The 21,588-nt window shown below is 65.3% G+C and carries 3 protein-coding genes; 2 read left to right on the top strand and 1 reads right to left on the bottom strand.

Annotated features, from left to right (window positions below):
* Positions 1 to 10: 10 nt before the first annotated feature.
* Positions 11 to 18,961, bottom strand: coding sequence for a matrixin family metalloprotease (locus GC162_11055; protein ID MBI1369176.1), 18,951 nt, complete (start codon positions 18,959 to 18,961; stop codon positions 11 to 13).
* Between the two features lie 378 nt (positions 18,962 to 19,339).
* On the opposite strand from GC162_11055, the gene GC162_11050 reads away from it, so the two are divergent.
* Both GC162_11050 and sufB read left to right on the top strand, forming a co-directional pair.
* Positions 19,340 to 19,807 (top strand): Rrf2 family transcriptional regulator, encoded by a 468-nt coding sequence (locus tag GC162_11050; GenBank protein MBI1369175.1) that lies wholly within the window; start codon positions 19,340 to 19,342, stop codon positions 19,805 to 19,807.
* Positions 19,804 to 21,588, top strand: a 1,785-nt coding sequence (sufB, locus tag GC162_11045) for a Fe-S cluster assembly protein SufB (GenBank protein ID MBI1369174.1), incomplete at its 3' end; no start/stop codon positions are given. The genes GC162_11050 and sufB, both read left to right, overlap by 4 nt.

Genomic DNA, 21,588 nt, shown 5'->3' with positions numbered 1-21,588 from the left:
ACGGGCGGGCTCAGATACCCGAGCCGAGCCACTTGAGGATGAGGTCCATCGTGTCGGACTGACCGATGGGGAACTCGTTGGTGGTGAGGTTCTGCGTGCCGAGCTGCAGGAGCTGGACGAGTTCGGAGGCGGTGGAGTTGTAGGCCATGAGCGAGAGGCCGGTGTTGGCGTCGTTGGCCGTGAACGGATCGTTGTCCGGGTCGTCGGCGAAGAGGGGGTTGTCCATGAACGTGGTCGGGTGGTGGTTGAGACCGAGGGTGTGACCGAGTTCGTGGGCGATGACGTTGGCGAGCGTCGTGGAGTATTCGTTGAGCTTGCCGACGAGGTTGGTGTTGGAGCTGAGTCCGGCGAAGGAGTCGGCGTAGATGATCGCCTCGTCGTTCTTGGAGTTGTTGCCGAAGTCGACGGTGGAGGCGATGCCGAGGAGACCGGCGTTGGCGCCATGGGTGTCGCCGATGAAGACGGTGGTGAACTCGCCGTCGAAGCCGAGACTGGCGGGGTCGATGGTGGTGAAGTACAGGCCGCTGGAGGCGTTGGTGAACGCGGCGATGTTGGCGCCGATGTTCTGCACGGTCAGGGTGCCGAGCGGGTGATCGGCGGGGTTCATGCGGTAGATGGACAGGACGTTGTCGATGATGCCGTTGACGTTCTGGCCATTGACGGTGCCGCCGTTGATGAGCACGTTGGTGAACCCGGCAAGGGTCGGGTCCAGGATATCGGTGGTCAGGGCATCGAGATTGACGACGCCTTCGGAGGTCTTGTCGGAGCGGCCGCCGACGAAGTTGAGGTAGACAAGCTGCTTGGGCACGTTGGCGCCGAGACTGTTGTTGTGCTCGCCGATGAACTGCGAGAGATAGAGGATCTGCTCATTGTCGGGCAGGCCGGCGCTGGAATTGCCGGCGTTACCGTCGAGCAGTTCGTCGGAGTTCGCCAGGTTCATCGTCAGCGTGTAGTTGCTGGAGGCGGAGGAGCTGAGGAATCCGCCGGCGGGCGTGACGACGACGAAGAAGTCGAGGTTCTGGGTCTGCAGTCCGTCGGCGACGCCGTCGAGGAGGTCCTCAGCGGAGTTGACGGCGGCTTCCATGGGGGGCAGTTCGAAGGCCTGGAAGAGCGTCGGGCCGTCGCCGAAGAAGGCGGCGTTGGACTCCCATCGGGCGATGGCTTCGAAGGTGTCGTCGGAGGTGTCGTCGGTGCCCTGCGTGTCCCGCACGAAGACGCCCATCTGCGCGGGACTGTTGCCTTCGTAATTGACGGAGAAGAACTGGAAGGCGTTGGCGACGAAGTGGAAGATGTCGATGTCGGTTGCGCTCTCGAAGATGTTCGAGACCTGCTGCTGATCGTGGCCGGTGGAGGCCAGATCGAAGGTGACTTCGGTGTCCAGTGCGGTAAGGAAGTCATCGGGGGCGTCGTCGAAGAAGACGTTGACCACGCGGCGGCCGCCTTCGACGCCGTCGATATTGCCGTCAAGGATGGTGCCGAAGGGATCGTTGTCGAAGGAGGTCGGATCGGTTCCGCCGAAGGCCGCTTCGAGGCCGGTCGAGATCGTTCCCTGGTTGAAGCTTCGGAAGATGGAGCGTCCGCCGGAGCGGTCGTAGATCGCCGGTCCGGTCGCGCCGTTGTCGGAGAGCGTCACGGTCAGGCCGCCGAATCCGCTGAACCCGGCGTCACGGATGACGTGCAGGACGCCGTGGGTCTGGCCGTTGTTGTCGACGGAGACGGAGTAGGTGAGCTGGACGCCGTCGTCGAGGATATGCGTGATCGACGGATCAAGCTCATCGCGGTACTGGATGAGGATGGTGCCGATCGTGTCGACGGGGTCATTGATGTCGTTGTCATCGTTGGCGTCGACGGAGAGGATGAACGAGGAGGTGTTGATCTCTTCGCTGAAGACGATGTCGAATCGGCTGTCGTTGATCTGCAGGACCTGATCGACGGTCGGGGCGCCGAACGGATCGCCATAAACGCGGCGGGCGATGCGGTTGGAGTTGGCGCCGGAGACGAGGCCGATGCCGTCGGCGGCGGCGATGACGGACTCGCGGAACGGGGCGGTTTCGCCGAACACGCCGGTCTGGGCCTTGGTGTGCGAGACCTGGCCGGCGACGATGAAGCGGGAGATGATGCTCGAGAGGACGCCGCCGGCTTCCGCGGCGTCGACGAATGTGACGGCGCCGTCGATCGGGCGGTTGGTGTAGCCGGTGTACGCACGGGTGTTGAGCGGGAGGTTGGCGGTGCCGTCGACGGCGGCTTCATTGAGGTTGGGCAGGACGCCGGCGGCGACGACGGAGTCGACGTAGCTGCCGCGGATGGACACGACGTTCGTCCCGCCGCCGAAGATGCGGTCATCGACGGTGTTGTACACGCCGTCGTCACCGACCCAGACGCCGTAGCTGATGACCGAGCTGGTCATGTTGCCGGAGACGGCGGTGCTGATGTTCTGCATGCCGACGGCAACGAGAGCGGAGTCGAGATTGGCCAGGGAGATCGAGCGGACGTCGCCCTTGGAGGCGAACATGCCGCGGTGGGTTCCGCCGATCATCAGGAGGTTCGTCGCCCCGCCGATGAGCAGTTTCGATCCGGTTTCGGTGCCGCCGCGGACGATGACGGCGCCGGCGTCGTTGTCGGACTTGATCCAGGCGCCGCTGCCCAGTTCGCCGGTCACGTTGATCGCGCCGCGGACGGAGCCGAACTCCGCCCCGCCTTCAAAGGCGCCCAGGACGGTGAAGGCGTTGAGGTCGTGGGCGATGAGGATGTCGGCGGCGCTCTTGACGTCGCCCTGAATCGAGATGACGGAGGCGGCGGCGGCATCGATCGCGCCGGCGAAGGTCAGGTCACGGCCGCTCATGGTCATCGCGGTGAGCATGCCGCTGGTGTGCACGACGCCGCCGGCGAGGACGGAGCCGTTGACGATGGCGACGCGCGTGATGTTGTCACGGGCGCTGACGGTGCCGGCGAAGTTGCCGTTGAGGACGGTGAAGGCGCCGATCGAGCCCTGCGTGACGACGGAGCCGGAGTAGTTGCCCATGACCAGGACGTTCATGGGGCTGTTGCCTTCGGAGATCAGGCGGCCGCTGTAGCCGTTGCCGACGGGGTCGGTGATGCGGACGGAGCGGAAGCCGTTGGCGATGATCCCGCCCAGGGCCGTGTCGGAAGTGTCCAGGAAGCTGGCGATGGAATCGGCGGCGCCGACGGTGGGCGTGTCGATGACGGCCATGATGCCGTTGCCGCCGGTCGGATCGACATCGAGGTCCAGCAGATGCGCGGCGGAGACGGCGCCGGCTTCGGTGAGCTTGAAGGCGCGGACGGTCGTGGAGGAGGCGACATCGGCGACGCCGTCGCCGTCCGTGTCGGCCGTCGTGAGGGCGATGTCGATGCCGGCGTCGCGGACGCCGTCGCCGTCGAAGTCGACGGTGTCGAGGATCATGTCGCCGTTGGTGTCGCTGAGTCGGATGCGGACAAGCTGGTTGAACCGGGCGTCGACGGCGATCAGGTTGACGGTGCCGTCGTCGGCGGCGTCATCGGATTCGATCGCGGTCAGGGTCAGCGTCGCGCCGGTGGAGTTGACGACCTTGCCGAAGGAGCCGACGAGGGCGCCGCCCTGCGTCGAGTCATACTGGAAGAGTCGGCCGTCGGCGGTAAGCACGAAGATGTCGCCGATGATGGTGGTCGAGTCGGCGGTGTCGACGGTCATGGAGGCGATGCGGCTCGTCAGCGCGGTGCCGTTGAAGTCCTGCGCGAGGGAGCGCATCTGCGAATACTGGCCGGTCAACGGATCGATGATGCCGAAGACGGAGGCGACGGACGGATCGGGCGTGGTCCAGAGCTGATCGTTGACGCGGCCGTCGGAGAAGAAGCTGAACGAGGTGCCGTTGTCGTCGATCGCCAGCCCGCGGAGGTTGCGGTCGAGGGAGCCGAAGGCGGTCAGGGCGACGCTGGCGGCGGGGTTGGTGGTGTTGATCTTCACGACGCGCGACGGAGCGCCGTCGCCGGCGGTCGGGTCGGCTTCGTAACCGATGAGCTGATTGGAGGCGTTGAAGGCGAAGTCGACGATGTTCGCGGGGTTGCCGTCGACGATGATGTTGCCGACGACGGTCGTGGTGCCGTTGAGCGGGTTGATCTTGACAAGCTGCTGGCCGGTCGACTTGGCGAGGGTGGCGAAGAGGTTGCCGCCGGAGTCGAAGGCGAGGTTGACGACGGAGTCGGTGACGGCGACGCCGCCGATCTTGAGCTGACCGAGCGAGGAGGCGGCGCCGGTGGTCTTATTGAGCAGGTAGAGTTCCTGCGTCGCAGCGTTGCCGCGCGTGCCGACGACGTAGATCAGGTTGCCGTTGGCGGCGAAAGCGTTGATGTCGCGGACGGCGTTGGGGCCGGGCAGACGGCTGTCGGTGATGACCTTGGCGGTCGCGGGGGCGACGTTGACGAGGTCGAGACGGAAGCCGTCGGCGTCGATCTGCGCGGTCAGGGAGCTGCCGGCGGTCATCGCGGCGGTGTTGATCTTGGTGATGGCGTCGCCGAGGGTGGTCGCGCCGGTGAGACTGACGGAGAAGGTCACGCCGTTGATGTCGGTGATCTTCAGGTCGTTGATCGTCGTGGTCACGCCGAGCGTCGAGAGGAGCGTGGCGTTGGACACGGCTCCGATGGCGGTGCCGTGGAAGACCAGGTCGGCGGAGTTGTCGGTCGTGGTGGCGCCGTCGGTGCCGAGGAGGCCGAGCTTGGCGGCCGCATTGGCGCCGCCGCCGGTGCCATTGGTGACAATGGTTGGGCCGAAGGTCGGGCTGACGGACGAGATCGCGCCGGTGACCGGATCGCGGACGATGCGGAGTAAGCTATAGGTGTCATCGGTCTTCGTCGCGGTGCCCTTGTCGTCGAGGGCGACGGCGTAGTACTGGTCGGTGGTGCCGAAGGCGCTGGCGATGGCGATGCCTTTGAGGTTGAGCGTTCCACCCAGATCGCCGCCGAGGATGTTCTGCGGAACCAGCGGCGTGCTCAGCGGCGTCGTCGCGCTGGCGTTGACGAAGAGCTGGCCATGCCCATCCGTGCCGTCGGTCACCGTGATCGCCAGCGTCGGCGTCGTGGAGGCGACGTCGGTCAGCGTCAGGCGCATGCCATCGGGGTCGATGGCGACGGTGATGTTCGAGCCGGCGGCGGAGGCGGCGTTGTTGATCGCATCGATGGCGTCCTGCACCGTCACCGCGCCGATGAGACTGACGGAGAACGAGCGACCGGCGGTGTCCTTGATCACCAGGTCGGTGCCGAGCGTCTTGACGCCCAGGGACGCGAGTGTGTCGGTGCCCAACAGCGCGCCGCTGATCGCCGCACCATGCAGGTCCAGATCCTTGGTCATGTCGTCGGCCGTCTTGCCGTCGACGCCCGCCAGACCCAAGGCCGTCGCGGCGTTGGACCCGAAGTCGGTGTCGACCGCGTAGGAGCGGTAGATCGCGCCGCTGCGGCCCATGGCGAAGGCCTCGAACTTGGAGGGCAGCGCGCTGGCGGCGGTCAGCAGCGTGGCGTTGCCCACGCCGATCGTGGCGATCGAGGCGCCGTGGAACATCTGGTCGGCGGTCGTGTCGGCGGCCGTCGCGCCGTCCACGCCGACGATGCCCAGAAGCGTCGCCGCATTGGCTCCGCCGCCGCCGCCGTCGGTGACGGTGATCGGGTTGACGACCTGATCGGTCAGGTCCAGACGACGTCCGTCCGCGTCGATCGACGCGACGAGGTTGCTGCCGGCAAGCCCCGCAGCGGTATTGATCGCATCCAGCGCGTCCTGAACAGTCGTCGCCGCGGTCAGGTCGACCGTGATGACGATGCCCTGCGTGTCGGTGAGCTTCAGGTCGTTACCCGTCTTCGCCACGCCGAACGTCGACAGAAGCGTCGCGCCGGTAACGGTGCCGCCGGCGAGGGCCGAGCCATGGAGCACCAGGTCGTTGGTGTGATCGGCGGCGGTCAGGCCGTCAATACCGACGAGACCGAGGCGCGTCGCGGCATTGGCGCCGACGCCGGCGCCGTTGGCGCCGGTGACGGGATGCACGGGGCTGTCGGTCAGGAGCAAACGGGAATTGTCGGTCGGATCGAACTGCGCCCGCAGGTTGGATCCGGCGGCCGCGGCGGCGGAGTTGATGGCGTTGAGCGCATCGTTGATCGTCACCGCACCGGTGAGGTCGACGGTGATGTTCGTGCCGGCGATGTCGGTCAGGGCGATGTCATTGCCGGTGATGTTGATGCCCAGCGAGGCGAGCGTCGCGCTGCCGCCGACGGAGCCCAGCAGCAGCATCTCGGCGCCGGTGCCGTCGTTGTTGTAGCCGATGAGGTTGTCGTTCTCGTCGAAGCCGATGCCGACGAGACTGATGGGCGTCGCACCGGCGGCGACGGTGCCGAGCGTCGTGACGGTCACGGCGTTGTTGGCGTCGGCGGTCGTGCCCAAAAGGACGATCGTGTCGCCGCCGAGGGTGCGGCGGGCGGCGTAGACCTGGCCGGTCGAGTCGATGGCCATGCCCACAAAATCATCCGTCACCGCCTGCACGCCGACCGTCACCGCATCGTCATCGAGGAATGCCGGCGGCTTGAAGGGCGTTGTCGGATCGGGGCTCGAAAGCTGCACGTTGCCGTTGGAGTCGGCGATCTTGCCCAGGCGGGCCAGCGCCACGCCGTTCGCCGTCGTGAACGTCGTGCCCGTACCGTCGCGGTCATCGATCAGCGCGTAAAGCTGACCCGAGTCGTCGGAGGCGATCTGCAGGACGTGCCCGCCGAACTGATTGCCGGCCAGGTCGCGGATGGTGCCGATCACCGTCATGCCGCCGGTCGTCGGATTGAACTCGACAAGCTGGGCGATGCTCTGACCGGCCGCGTTGGTCGTCGTGTTGATGCCGAAGATACGGTCGATCGTCGTGCCGTTGGCCTGAAGCGACGGGGCGACGGCCAGGGCGCTGATCGAGACGCGGTTGGGCGAGAGCGTGCCCAGCGCGACGGTCGGCGTGCGGCTGACGGTCTGCGTGATGCCGATGAGCTGATCCATCGCATCAAAGTCCATGCTGTCGATGGACAGACGCTGGCCGTTGAAGATGTCGCTGACGATCTGGGCGGCGCCGGGCACGGTGATCGCACCGGGGCCGACGGGAATCGTGACCTGCACGAGCCCCGCGGCGGCGTCGAAGACGAAGTGGCTGCCGGTGCTGTCGGTGGCCTGATTGGTCACGGTGGCGGACAGGCCGGCCGGGAGCGTGCCAAGCTGCTGCAGGAGCGAGAAGCCCGTCGAGCCGGCGCCGGAGTCGGCGATCGTCAGCGAGCTGACGGTGCCGCCGATGCGCCAGGTGCCCGGTCCCTGCGAGCCGATCGTCATCGAGGCGACGTCGGAGCCGATGCGCCCGTTCCACGACGCATCGTTGATCGGCATGTTGCCCACGGACAGGATCCGCACGCCGCCGTCGATCCAGAAGTCGAACGGATCGGCGTGACCGGCCAGGGCCAGGTCCATCGTGAGCCGCGCCAGCGCCGCATCGTCATCGCCGATGATGCGGCCGACGCTGTTGGCGTTCGGGGCCAGCGCGCCGGTGCCGTCGCGCGTGCTGATGATCAGCGAGCTGCCCGCCGTCGTGCCGCGCAGGACCAGCGAATCGATCACGTCGTCGGCGCCGTTGCCATCGCGGACTTCGACGGAGCCGGGGCCGGTCAGAATGATCGTTGTGGTGTTGCCGCTGGCGCCGGTGAAGGTCACGGGCGAGCCGTTGGTCGCGGTGCCGATGAGGGCTTCGAGTCCGCCGGGGGCGATCTGTGCGTCGCCGTACGTCACGGGTGCGTTGACCGTCACGCCGAACGCCGACGCGCCGTCGGAGAGCACGCCCGCATCGGTGAACACATTGCCCGCGCCGGTCGCGCGGAGCGAACGGATCATGCTCGCGCCGCCGGTGACGGAGCTGAACACGCTGGGCGTGGTGAAGTCGCCGCCGGTCATGAGCATCGTGTCGAACGCGCCGGGGTCCACGCCCGCCGCCACGACCGACCCGCCGGCCATCGTGCCGAAGATGCCGTTATTGATGTTGCCGTTCATGAGACGACGCGTGGCGTTGCCGCGAATGGCGTTGATCTCGGTCGCCGAACCCAGCGGGGTCGCGTCGGCCAGCGCCATCGCCACGCCGCCCGTGCCCACGCTGAAGCCGCTCAGCACCGTCGAGCCGTTCATGCCCGCCGTCATCATGAACACATTGATCAGCCCGCCCGCCGCGGCGATCGAATTGTTGAAGTTCGTGCCGACGAGACTGTTGATCATGCCCATCCGGTTGCCTTCGCCCGGGTCGCCGGTGCCGAAGGTCAGGTCTTCGCCGGGCGAGACGCCGGCCTGAATGAGCGAGTTGGCGATTGTGCCCGTCGAGCGGAGCGAGAAGATGTCAAAGCCCGCGGTGATGACCGAGTTGGTGATGCCGGTCATGAAGGCCGAACGCAGCGTGCCGGCGGCGATCAGGTCGCCTTCAAAGAGTGCCGAGCGGAACGCAAGCAGATCGCCGCTGACGATCAGCGACGCGCCCGGCACGACCGTCGCCGTGCCGTCAAGCCCGAAGTTGCCCAGCACGGTGAACACGGCGTCATTATCGATGACGGCGGTGCCGGTGAAGTTGCCGCGGACGAGCACATTGGCCGGCCGGGTGTCATAGCCGAACACGAGCGTGCCCATGAAGTCGCCGCCGCTCACGAAACTCGTGACGGAGCCGGCGGTGATGCTCGTACCCGTCTCCCAGTCGCCGCCGACGTTCATGACGCGCACGTCCCGTGCAATGTCGAACGAGGAGTTGGCGCGGATCGAACCGGTCACGTTGAACACGCCCAGCGACTTGGCCGCGAGGTTGCCCATGAAGTCGCCGCCGCTGATGACGACGCTGGTGATCTGGCCGTTGCGGGCGAAGAGGTCGCCCTGCAGATCGCCGCCGACGACGGCGACGCGCGTGATGTTGCCGAGCGTCGAGGAGATCACCGAATCGGGGCCGAGACTGCCGCGGCTGACGGTGACGTTGTTGATGTTGCGGCCGGCGGAGATGCGTGCGTTCAGATCGCCGTTGACCGCGACCACGTTGAACAGGTCGCCGCCGACGATGATCGAACCGTCCACCACACTGTGGTTGGAGCGCCAGAGCTGATCCTGCCCGCGGGCGGGGTCGGCGTTGATCGAGACGGCGTGACCGTTGAAGCCGGTGAACCCATGCAGGTTCTCATCGACGGCGCCGGGGTCGGTGATGGCGGTGGCGACGCCGTTGCGGGTGTCGATGACCAGAAGCTGCGCATCGTCGGTGATGGTCGTGTCGTCATGGAGCGCGACCAGGCGTTTCACGCCGTTCTGCGTGATGAAGTCCATGCCGATGATGTCGGTGTCGATGCCGCCCTGCAGGACGGTGCCCACGGACGTGGCGTTGCCCAGTCCGGCGCCGTTCATCACGATCGTAATGAGCGTGTCGGTCGGCGCGGGCGAGCCGGCCGAGTCGTGCAGAATGCCGTAGAGAATGTCGCCGTTGGCGACGGTCGGCGTGTTGCGATCGTCGATGGCCAGCGCGTTGACGTTCAGGTTCCCGCCGGCGGCGATCGGGGCGGCGTTGAGCATCAACGTGCCGACGCTGGCGATCGCCATCGCCGGGTTGGACAGGTCGATGGAGAACAGCTCCAGATTCACGCCGGTCGTGCCCACCAAGAGCAGTCGGTTGTTGGCGGCGTCGAATTCGAGCGCGGCGATCTGGAGGATGTCCACGCCGGCGCCGTTGAGCCCGCCGCTGTTGATCGTGCCCAGATCGGTGAAGGCGTTGGCCGGATCGATCTGCCCGTTGGGCAGCAGATTGATGCGACGGAGCTCGAAGTTGCCGTTGATCGCGTCGAAGTTGACGGCGAAGAGCGTCTGCGCATCGACCTGCGCCAAAGCCCGGGCGTCAAAGACGTTGTTGACGCCATCGGTCAGGTCGCCGAGCGTCAGAGTCGGGGCCGGGTCGGCGGCGTTGCCCGTTTCGGTGTCGGCGATGAACTGGGCGGAGCGCAGGTTGCCGCGCACCGTGACCGAGCCGGTCGAACTGACCTTGCCGAAGACGACCAGCGAATTGAGGTCGCCCTGGATCATGACATCCATCGCCAGGGCCGCGCCGTCGAGGGTCCGCAGACCGCTGCCGCCGACGACCAGCGAGCCGAGGTTGCCGTTGATGGTCAGCGTGTCTTCGATGAGCGCGTTGGTCGGATCGCCGAGACTGCCGGCGATGAACATCGAACTGACATTGCCGTTGACGAGGAACGAGTTGTTGAACATCGACCCGTCGAGCCGGAATGCGCCCATCGAGAAGCCGAAGGCGTTGTGACCGGTAATCGTGAACGAGCCGGTCAGGTCGCCGGCGATGTAGACGGAGCTGATGTACCCGCCGCTGGTGAACGTGCCGGCGAAGTCGCCGAGGACGGCCAGGGAGATGAGCCGGGCGTTGGGCCCGCTGATGTTGATCGAGGAATTGGCGTCAAAGTCGCCGCGAATGGCCAGACTTCCGCCCAGACCCGTCAGCGTCAGCGACGTGCCGATCAGGTCGCCGCGGGGCACGAACTGGCCGAGTCGGCCGGTCGTGAACTCGGAGCCGGAGATGTCGTCGAGCGTGATGATGGCGGCGATGGAGTTGGCGAAATCGAAGCTGCTGTCGGTGATGTTGAAACCGCGCACGGTGCCCAGATCGCGCGAGCCGGCGGCGGTCACCGTGTTGATCTGCCCGGCGGTGGTGACGCCGTCGATGGCGGGATTGGTGCTGGTGGTGCCCAATGCGGCGTGCAGATCGTACAGGCCGTTGAGCGTCTGACCGCTGAAGGGATCGAAGGTCAGTGTTTCGCTCTGGCGCACCGATTCGTTGAAGTTCTGAACATTCAGCGTCGCCCCGGTGCCGGTCGCGGTGATGTTGCCCTGGTTGGTGCCGCCGAGGAAGGTCACGTTGATGAGGCCGAGGCCGTCCACGGTGGTGTTGCGGATAACGCCGTCATCCTGCGATACGAAGAGCGAATTGAGGATGCCGAAACCGCTGCGGACATTGATGTCGCCGATGTCCGAACCGGCGATGAAGGCGCCGATCATACCGCCGTTACCGGTGATGTTGATCGACCCGATTTCGAAGATGGGGTCTTCGACGGTATCGTCGCCGAACAGGAGCGTGAGCGTGTTGACGAACTCGCGCGAGTGGGAGAAGTCGCTGTCGACGAGGATGTCGGCATTGACGATGGACGCGTTGGTCAGATCGATGCGGCCGATGCGATCGCCGGCCATGATGTCGCCGCGGATGTCGGAGCCGGCGCGGTTGTTGAAGTTGCTGATGCGTTCGATGGTGCCGCCGACGAAAACACCGGCGCGGGCGAGGTCACCGGTGCCGGAAGGCAGGACGCCTTCGCCGATCGACAGACCCTTCAGGTCGCCGCCGATGACGATCGGGGCGTTGATGCCTTCGAAGACGCCGACAGTGTCGGCGGTCACGGGGTCGGAGCCGGTCACGTCGCCGTTGGGATTGATCGATGCGACGGAGCCGCCGATCATCAGGTTGCCGATGCCCATCGCCGAGCCGATGTTGACGACGGAGCCGGTGACGACGATGCCGGTGGTCTGCTGATTGAAGGGGAAGGTGTTGTTGATGACGGCGTTGGCGATCAGGTCGCCGCCGAAGTGCGTGCGGGCAAGGCCGATTTCACCGAAGCTGCGCAGGTCGCCGATGCTCGACGCATTGACGTTGATCAGTTCGCCGGTGGTGTGATTGAAGATGCGTGCGAAGTTGCCGCCGACGATCTGAAGGACGTCGATCGCCCCGCCGGTCGCGCCGGCGTTGAGGTCGACGATCAGGTCATTCTGCGTCGCGCCGGCAGCGGGGGTCGGATAGACCGGCGTGCCGTCGGCGCCGAGAGAGACCGCCGTACCAGCGCCGTTGACATTGATGACGCCGACTTCGGCGGAGCCGCGCGTGGCCTGGGCGTTGACAGTCAGGTCCAAACCGCCGGAACTGGTGATCGAGGTAATAACGATACCGCCGGAGCCGCTGACGCCGAAGCCGACAATGTCGAGATTGGCGGTGACGGCGGAGCCATCGGTGTTGGTGGTCAGACCGTTGACCGTCGGGCGGATGCTCAACAAGGCGCCGCCGTCATCGGTGATGAACACCGGAGCGCCGGCGGAATGCATGGTGATGGCCTGCCCGCCGCCGAAGAGCGGGTTCTCGGCGATCGAGCCGCCGACACGGGCATAGCGGACATTGCCGCCGGGACCGGTCGAGAGGTTCGGGGCGAAGATGTTCCCGGCGAAGTCCATCAGATCGAGGATGCCGTCGTTGCCGGTGCGGTCGGCATTGAGGGCGATGAAGGGCAGCGCGGGGGGCGTCATGCTGCTGCCGCGCAGCACGCCCAGGCCGCCGCTGGCGACAAGGAAGACGTCGATGTTGGCGTTGGGACCGTCGATGACCTGAATGTTGCCGCCGGTAGTGATGCCGGCGAATCCGCCGACGGCGCGCTGGCCGAGGCCGCCCAGGTCCAGGTGCGATCCGAGCGAGCGGACCATGCCGACGCTGCCGTTGGGCACATCGATGATCGGGCCCAGGCCGAACGTGTTGGTGCCGGAGCCGATTTCACCGGCTTCGACCGACCGCAGATTGCCCAGACCGACCGTGATCGAGTTGGACACGTCGCCGGTCAGGCCGTTGACCAGTTCGTTGAAGTAGTTGCCGCCGACGGACAGGCCGCCGAAGTCGCCGCGCAGGACGGTGACGTTGTCGACGGAGGGATGGTTGTAGAAGTTGCCGTCGACGACGAGGCCGCCGAGCCCCATCTCGCCGGCGCCGAGGATCGTCAACAGGTAGGGATCGTCGATGCTGATGCGCGTCTGGACTTCATCGCCGTCCTCGATGCCGTTGAAGTTCACATCGCCGGGGAACGCGATGGCGAAGCGCCATTCGCCGGGGCGGTCGGCGGTGAACTGGAAGGCCTGATTCTGCACCAGGTCGGGATTGAGATTGTCATAGTCGGTGTAGACGAGGCGGCCATCGGGATCGAACACGCCGATGTTCAAAGGCAGCAGGCCCAGCGTCGTGAGCTGCACGGTGACGGTCTGCCCGGCCATGAGCGCGACGGAGTAGTAGTCGATCACATCGTCGAACGGATCGATCGTCGTGAAGTCCGGATCGCCGTTGCGCAGCGTGCCCTGCACGGCGACGACATCCTGCTGTCCGAGGACGCCGTTGCGGATCGTGCCCAGTCGCTGAGCGGTGTCGAACGTATCGTTGAGGAACGAGTTATTGAAATTGTCGATGAAACCGTCGTTGAAGATATCGCCTTCGGAAATGGTTCCGTCGAGGCGCTGATTGCGGGCTTCGAGCTCGGTCTGGAGGAGCGTCTGAGCCGTCAGACTGTTGGAACCGGGGTCGTTGACGATGTTGAACTGACCGATGAGGTCGGCGAGGGAGCGGATCTGACCCACGCGGCCGTTGACCTGCAAATCGAACCCGGTCATGTAGGTCGGCGCGGCGGAGTTGTTGGTCAGCGTGCCGATGGACCCGGTCGTCAGGAGATTGCGCAGATCGCCGGCGACGGTGAAGTTGGCGGGCAGCGACGGGCCGGTCGAGGAGACGGTGAATTCCAGATCGCCGGCGGTGTTGCCGGTCAGGAGCCAGCCGGCGTAGAACGTATCGACGGACCCGCTGATGTTGACCACGCCCGTAACCGCACCGGCGTAGAGCAGACTGCCGATGTCCTGCGGCTTGGCGGAGTTGCTGTGCGTGCCGATGATTTCCATCAGGGCCGCGGACTCGGTGACGTTCGCTTCGTTGGCGAGCTGGACCTTGGAGAAGGCGTTGTCGGAGGCGAGGAAGCGATCGTTGGCGAAGTCGAAGGCGATCGCGCCGACGGTCGGGCGCAGCGAGCCCTGCGTCGTGGCGGTCTGCGTGCCGACGAAGCCGCTCGTGATGTCGATATCGACGAGTCGGCCCAGCGCCGCGTCGTGTCCGAACAGATTGCCCGCACGGTCGAAGTCCATCGAGTCGATCGTCACGGTGCGGAACGTCGCCGGGTCGATCGTCTGTCCGATCGTCGTCAGACTGTCGACGGTGATCGAGCTCGGCGTGACGAGGGTGTAATTGACTTCAAAGAGCTGTCCGTCGGCGGCGATGTAAAGGCCCTGCTGTCCGGGGGTCGCGCCTTCGCCGGGGCTGAACGCCATGGCGTCGACATGATCGACGCCGGGGATCACGCCGATGATGAAGAACGAGCCGCTCGTGGGATCAATCGTGCCGAGCGTGGGCAGGTCCTGAAGACTGCGGAGCAGATCGCCGGAGGCGTTGTCGATGCTGAACATGAACCCGTGCGTGTCCGCGGAGTAGCCGCCGAGCGTGGCGTCGACGGTGCCGGGGTCGGTGTACTGGCGCGAGACGGTCGGGTCGGCGACGATGATCTTGATGATGCGTCCGCCGCCGGACGATCCGCCGCGGTCGATCGCCAGCAGCGAGCCGGTCTCGGAGTTGAAGTCCAGACCCGCCACAACGACGGTCTGATCGCCCACCAGATCCCCATCACTGTCGACGTCGATTTCACCCAGATCGGTCACATTTCCGTTGGCGGTGTCGATCGTGATGAGATGACTGACGCCGCCGACGGTCTGAGCGCCGAAGAGTGTCGTGCCGGTCAGCGTAAACGAGAGCCCGGTGACGGAATCGGTCACGCCGCCGCCGTTGAGCTTGGCGACCGGCGTAGCGAGCACTTCGTCATCACCGTCGCCGATCGTCGGCGGGGTTTCGGACTGGTCGAGTTCGACAGCCTGGGGCAACACGGTGAAGAGCGCCTGATCGCCGTCGGCGTCGGTGCCGACGATGAACAGCAAGCCGGTGTTCGGATTCGTTTCGATGGAATTGACATCGGTGATCGGAACGCCGTTAAAGTCGGTGATCGAACCGATGAGAGTCGCGCCGGTGACGGTGCCGTCGCGGAGACTGCGTGTGATCTTGTAGAGTTCGAACTCGCCGCCGTTGGAGTTGATGGCGTACGTCGTGCCGCCGGGCTGAACGGTGACGGCGACAATGTTCAAACCGCCGGCGACGTTGCCCAAATCGTCCTGCGGGATCGGGTCATCGACGTCGAGAATGGCGAACATGTCTTCGCCGCTGGTGCCGATGGTCCTGCCGAAGTTGGGCTGGCCGTCGAAATCGACATCGGCCATGTCCAGACCCTGGATGTCGAACAGCGGATCGCCGGTGCGGGCGTCGGTGATGCTGACGGTGGCGATGGCGGAGCCGGTCGCGCCGAGGGTGGCGAGGGTCGCGCCGTTGCCGGACGCGGCCGCGCCGCTGGCCAGCGGGGTCACGGATCCGACGCCGGCGCCGTAGAGCGCCTGAATGCCGTCCACGTCATCCTGGAACAGGAACGCCGAGCCCGGACCGTTGTACAGGTCCTGCAGGAACGGGTTCATGATCGGCGGGCCGGCGGGGCCCGGATCGCCCACGCGGTTGGACACGGTCGTGGAGTGGCCCAGACCCAGAGCGTGACCCAGTTCATGCACGAAGACTTCAAGAAGCTGCGTGTAGTCCCACGTATTGCCATCGTCGAAGTGCAGGTCGCCCGCCAGACCCGACTGCGTCGGATTGAGCGGATCCGGGAAGAAGGCATGCGCCAGCACGTTCGCGCCCGAGGCGCCGTCGATGAAGTGATGTCCGATGCGCAAGAGCGGCAGCGCGCCAGCGGTGTAGGGCGTATCGGCGTCGTCGGGCAGCGGACCGACGTCCGGCACTTCCACGAAGTTGATGGGCACGAACTGCGCCCAAAGCGCCAGACCTTCCTCGATCGCCGCACGAATCTGCGTCGCGGTCAGACCGCCCGCCAATCCGCCGTCCAGCAGATTGCTGTAGCTGTAGGTCAGCGTGAACGGATCGCCCGGCGCCATCTGGAAGGGCCAGGCCACCTGAGCGCTGAAGGCGTTGGGGTCCAGGTCCATGGCGTCGATGAGCATGCCCACGTTCGCCGACACGTCCGGCGTCGGCAGCGTGCCGATGTTGCCGACGATCGGATTGTTGACCGCGGCGGCGGCGGCGGCCTGCTGGCGCTGAAGCGCGGTCGGCTCGTTGACCACGAAAATGCCGCTGCCGTCGCGCGTCACCGTCATCTCACGGATGTTGTCGAGGTTCGCCCCCATGACCTTGGCGGAAAGACCCGACGCGGCGGAAACGAACTTGAGCAGACTTTCCGTGACCAGCACGCCCGGGTTGAACTCGTTGTCCGGATCATTGGGCAGCATGTCAAAGAGCGACGGGATCACACCGACCGTCACCTGCTGCTGCACGCCGACGGTCTGCAGATCGCCCAGCAGAATCGGAATGCGATCGTCCGCCCCAGCGCCGGCGCCGACCACGTTCAAGTCCTCCGTGCGAGCGCCCAGCAGCGCACCGCCGGTTTCGGCGTTGCCGGTCACCAGCACCAACTGCCCGGACTGCGCATTGGCGACGCGGAATGAGGTCGGCGTCGAGGGCCCGCCGCCGAACGGCAGCGCTTCGCGCTGGCCATCGGGGTCGGCGAATACCTGATTGTCCGCATCTTCGATCACCGAGACGGTGATGACGGTGTTGGCGTCGCCCTGCGAGACGTAGATCAGGAACGAGTCGGCCGTGGGGAAGCGCGCCCGGCTGTCGATGTAGAGCAGACTGTCGTCGGATGCGTCAGTCGCCAGCAGCACGCCCTGCTCGCCGGTGAACGGATTGGCCAGCACGGGATTCCAGGTCAGGTCCTGCAGATTCGCCCCGCGGCGCGCCCCGGCGTTGTCCGTCGGATCGGGAAGCGGGCCGAGGATGTACACGTTCGTGTCATCCTTATCGACGCCGCCGCGATCGACCTGATCCTCCAGACGGATGCGGATCAGGTTGCTGTTGGCGCCGTTGTTGTCGATGGCGATGACGAACTCTTCGGGCGCCGCTTCGCCGTTCGCATCGGGCGTTTCGAGCACCGCGAGCCCCGTGATGCGCGTGCCGAAGGACTGATTGCGATAGATCGGCCGGATCGCCGTGTCCGCGTCGGAGTCATCGTTGAAGTCGGCGGTGGCGGTGGCGTTGAGGTTGTCGATGAGACTCAGGACCTGGTTGGCCGCATCGTAGACGATCAGCCGCGCGGTCGTGTCGGAGGTCTGGTCGAAGACCATCGCCGTAATGTTGCGCGCATTATTCGCATTCTCGCCGAAGTTGCCGACCATGCGCAGACTGTTCTGAATCGCCGAGCGATTGCCCAGCGTCACGTCGACGGACCAGAGCCGGTCGATGCTCGAGTCGCCGTCCTGACCGATGAAGAACAGCAGTCCGTCGTTGGCCGACCCGACGATCGGATGGAAGTCGGCGGCGGTGATGGCGCGCATGGCGGTCGTGCCCATCTCGCCGTCCATCGGGAGCACCACGGCCGACCCGCGGATCAGATTCGCGCCGTTGTCGGAGATGGCGTAAAGCAGCGGGCGGGTCTGGCCCGGCTCGGTGAAGCTCGAAAGGCCGCTGACCGTCTCGATCGCGCCCGCTTCGCTCAAGAGCGACGAGTTGCCCGGCGCGCCGGTAGCGATGAGCACCATGCGGGCCTGCGTCACGCCGTTGGTGTCCGCCTGGCTGTGATCGATGCCCACGAGGATCGGCGTCTCGGCGCCGGTGTTGATGTTGTACGTCGTGGTGAACGCCACGGCCTGAATGATCACGTCGCCGCCGGCGTCAATGGTTCCGACGTTCGTCGCCGCCACCGTCGCGCCCGCGCCGACCGTCATACGAAGCAGGTTCGTCCCCGTCGGCGCATCCTGATCGTCGAGAATCAGCGAGGTGGCGAAAAGCTGGCCGTTCGTCGGATGGAACGCCATGCCGGTCACGCGCGTCGTGATCTCGAATCCGCCGGTCGTGATCGACTGCGCTTCGGCGTTGGTGAAGTTCGCATCGAAGCCCGGCGCCGTCGCGAGGCCCAGGTTCACCAGCGCCACGTCCTGATTGGACGTCGGCGCGGTCAGCGGGCCCGCGCCATCGGGGTCCGGCCCGGAGGCCAGCCCGCTCGCGTCGGCGTTGCCGTTGCCGTCGTAGTCGCGCGTGATGAAAAACAGCGTGCCGTCGGCGCGGAAGGCCATCGCTTCGACGCTCGCGCCCGTCAGTGCCCGGCCGGTCGTCGTGTTCGTCAGCGGGCCGAAGCTCTGAATGATCGCGCCGGAGGAGCGGTTGAGCTGATACAGCACCGCCTGCCCGCCCTCGTTGTTGATCACGTACATCAGGCCGGTCGTCGGATCAATCGCGCTGGCCTGCACGTTATTGAGCGTCACGCCGGGCGTGTTGGTGTTGTCGATCGCGCCGACGATGTCCTCGCCGAGCGTGCCCTGATGGAACACGGCATCGACGGTCGCGCCGCCGTTTGTCGTGCTCAGGTCCGCAAGCTGCACGACGGTGCGATCGTTGCCGTTGACCGTCACGTCGCCGATGTTGAACCCATAGGTGATGCCGTTCTCGACTTCCGGCGCGCTGGCCAGCGCCTGGAAATTGATGTCCGCGCCGTTGTTGAGTCCGATGTCGCCGGGCGCGGTGGTCGGTTCGTTGATGGGCGTCTGGCCGATGAGCTGCACGCCCTGCGCGCCGCCGGCGCCGCCGAGAATCGTCGCGCCGTTGCGGATGTCGCTGGCGGTGATGTTGCCCGGCAGATCGCCCAAGAGCGCCTGGTTGTTGTCATCGATGTCGACCGCGACGACTTCGACGACCGAGTTGTCGCCTTCGACCGTCACGCGCACCGTCGCCTGCCCCGCTGCGGGATTGGTCGGGTTCGCCGAGATGTATTCGAAGACTTCTCCGCCAAACAAGGTCGTCAGAAGAATGCGCGGCTCAAGGGACTCCAGTTGAAGCCTGCGACGAGCCGCCAGCCGGGCACGCATGCGGTTACGAATTGCACGACGTTCACTACGGCTACGACGCTTCTGACGATTTGCCATGAATGCCTCCCTACCAGCCAACCACTCCATCGCGGATCAACTTGCGCCGATCCCTCGCGAAAGGTCGCAGGCAGCATGTTGCCATTGTTCACTCTGCGCCAAGACGCAGCCCCAGCGTGCCTCTTGCTCTTGGCCATCCCACCTTCGTTGCAAGCGGGGCTCCCGTCAGCGACCGGGAGTATGCAGCTAGGGACTGTCAAAATAATGAGTAACGAATAACCTGTCAAGATGCGCAATCCACGTTCATCACCCGCCCCGCCGCCCCGCTTCCCTTGCCATCAGGGTAAGTTATGAACATTCTCCCCCTCCTCGCCCGATTCCTTGAGCCGGGTCCCTTGAAACCGTACTGATATAGTGCTATTAATTACTTGGACCACAACTTCCTCCGACCCATTATCAACCCCAACCATGAGCTTCAGTCTCACACGAAAAACCGACTACGCCCTCGTCGCCCTCTCCGCCCTGGCTCAACAGGAAGGCGGGCACGACAATCCCTTGTCAGCACGTGAGATAGCGGAGCGGCACCAGCTTCCGGCGGCCCTCTTGATGAACGTGCTCAAGGACCTGCACCGCGGAGGCGTGCTCTGCTCGCGCCGCGGGGCCGGCGGGGGGTACATCCTCTGCCACGATCCCTCGAAGATCTCGCTTCTGCAGATCATCGAGGCGACCGAAGGGCAGATCAAGGTCGCCGCCTGCTGCGACGAGAACGAAGAGAACGCCTGCGCCGCCTGTGCCGTGATGCCCGGCTGCCCCGTCACCACGCCGATGCAGCGCTTCAACGACCTGACCCGCGGGTTCCTCGCCTCCGTCAAGCTCAGCGACCTGATCGAGAGCCCCGCTTCCGTGAGTCTGACGCGCACCGGAGTTCGAGCATGACCACCACGCAGGAAATCCAGTCGCTCACCGAAGCCAAACGCGAGTACAAGCACGGGTTCACCACGAACATCGAGCAGGACTTCGCCCCGCCCGGCTTGAGCGAAGACACCGTCCGCTTCATCAGCGCCAAAAAGGGCGAACCCCAGTGGATGCTCGACTGGCGCCTCAAGGCCTATCGCCACTGGCTCACCATGACCGAGCCGACCTGGGCGTTCGTGCACTATCCGAAAATCGACTATCAGGCGACGAGCTACTTCGCCGCCCCCAAAAAGAAGCCCGCTTCGCTCGATGAGGTCGATCCCGAGATTCTCAAGACATTCGAGAAACTCGGCATTCCGCTTAACGAACGCGCCAAGCTCGCCGGCGTCGCCGTCGACGCGGTCTTCGACTCCGTCTCCGTGGCGACGACCTTCAAAGAGAAGCTCAGCGAGCTAGGCATCATCTTCTGCTCCTTCGGTGAAGCCGTCCGCGAGCACCCGGACCTCGTGCAGAAATACATGGGCTCCGTCGTCCCCTACTCCGACAACTTTTTCGCCACGCTCAACTCCGCCGTCTTCACCGATGGGTCCTTCGTCTACATCCCCGAGGGCGTCAAGTGCCCGATGGAATTGAGCACCTACTTCCGCATCAACGCCCAGAACACCGGCCAGTTCGAGCGCACGCTCATTATCGCCGACAAAGGCGCCAGCGTGTCCTACCTCGAGGGCTGCACCGCCCCGCAGCGCGATGAAAATCAGCTTCACGCCGCGGTCGTCGAGCTCATCGCCCTCGACGATGCGAAGATCAAATACTCGACGATTCAGAACTGGTACCCCGGCGACGAAACCGGCAAGGGCGGCATCTACAACTTCGTCACCAAGCGCGGCGCCTGCCGCGGCGTCCGAAGCCATATCTCATGGACCCAGGTCGAAACCGGCTCGTCCATCACCAATCCGGCGTCGGCCAACTCGCTGGTGGGCATTCGGCCCACGTTCGGATTGATTCCCTCGACCGGCGTCATGCCGGGGCAAGGGTACTTTCGCGACGTGATGGGGCCTTTGGCCAAGACAGTGAAAGATGCGGCGGCCATGATGGACGTGATCGCCGGTTACACGCCCGATGACCCCAAGACGATTGAAGCCATCGGCAAACTGCCGGTCGACGGCTACGTAAGCGCACTGGACGCCACATCGCTGCAAGGCGCGAGGATCGGAGTGTACGGACCGGGTTGGAATAGCGTGGTCCTGACGCCGGAAACTCAGGCGCTATTTCAGCGGGAACTTGACGTCCTGGCGGCCGAAGGCGCGACGCTTGTGGCAGACCCGTTCCTTGGGTCGGGGTATCGCGAGTTGAATCAGAGCGTGCCTAGTTCCAACACGTTTTCCTACGACATCAACCAGTATTTCGGGCGTCTCGGCGAGTCGACGATCAATTCGGTGGCCGAGTTCAATTCGTTGTCGGCCGTACCTTGGTACGACCTGCCTCTGCAGCGAACTGCGTCTTCGGAAGAGGATCCTGCGACGCGCGCCGACTTGGTTCCCTACTTCGAGCGTCGTGATGCGATGCGCGCGCTGTTTCACGAAATCATGGATACCTTCGATCTGGACGCGCTCGTCATGCCGCAGCTTGCTGCGCCTGTGCCCGACCTGAGCGCCACGACGGCCATCAGTCGCACGCCTGGCAGCGGCGTCAACATCATGGGAATTCCAGGAGTGGTAGTGCCTGGCGGTTATTACGCCGACGACACCCCGTTCGCCACCTACTTCGTGGGACGGATGTGGGATGAGGCGAAATTGATCGGT

The organism is Planctomycetota bacterium (genome assembly GCA_016125255.1).
Classification (GTDB): Bacteria; Planctomycetota; Phycisphaerae; order Phycisphaerales; family Zrk34; genus RI-421.
The sequence above is the reverse complement of the archived record's forward strand: the minus strand, read 5'-3'. Positions and strand labels throughout refer to the sequence as shown.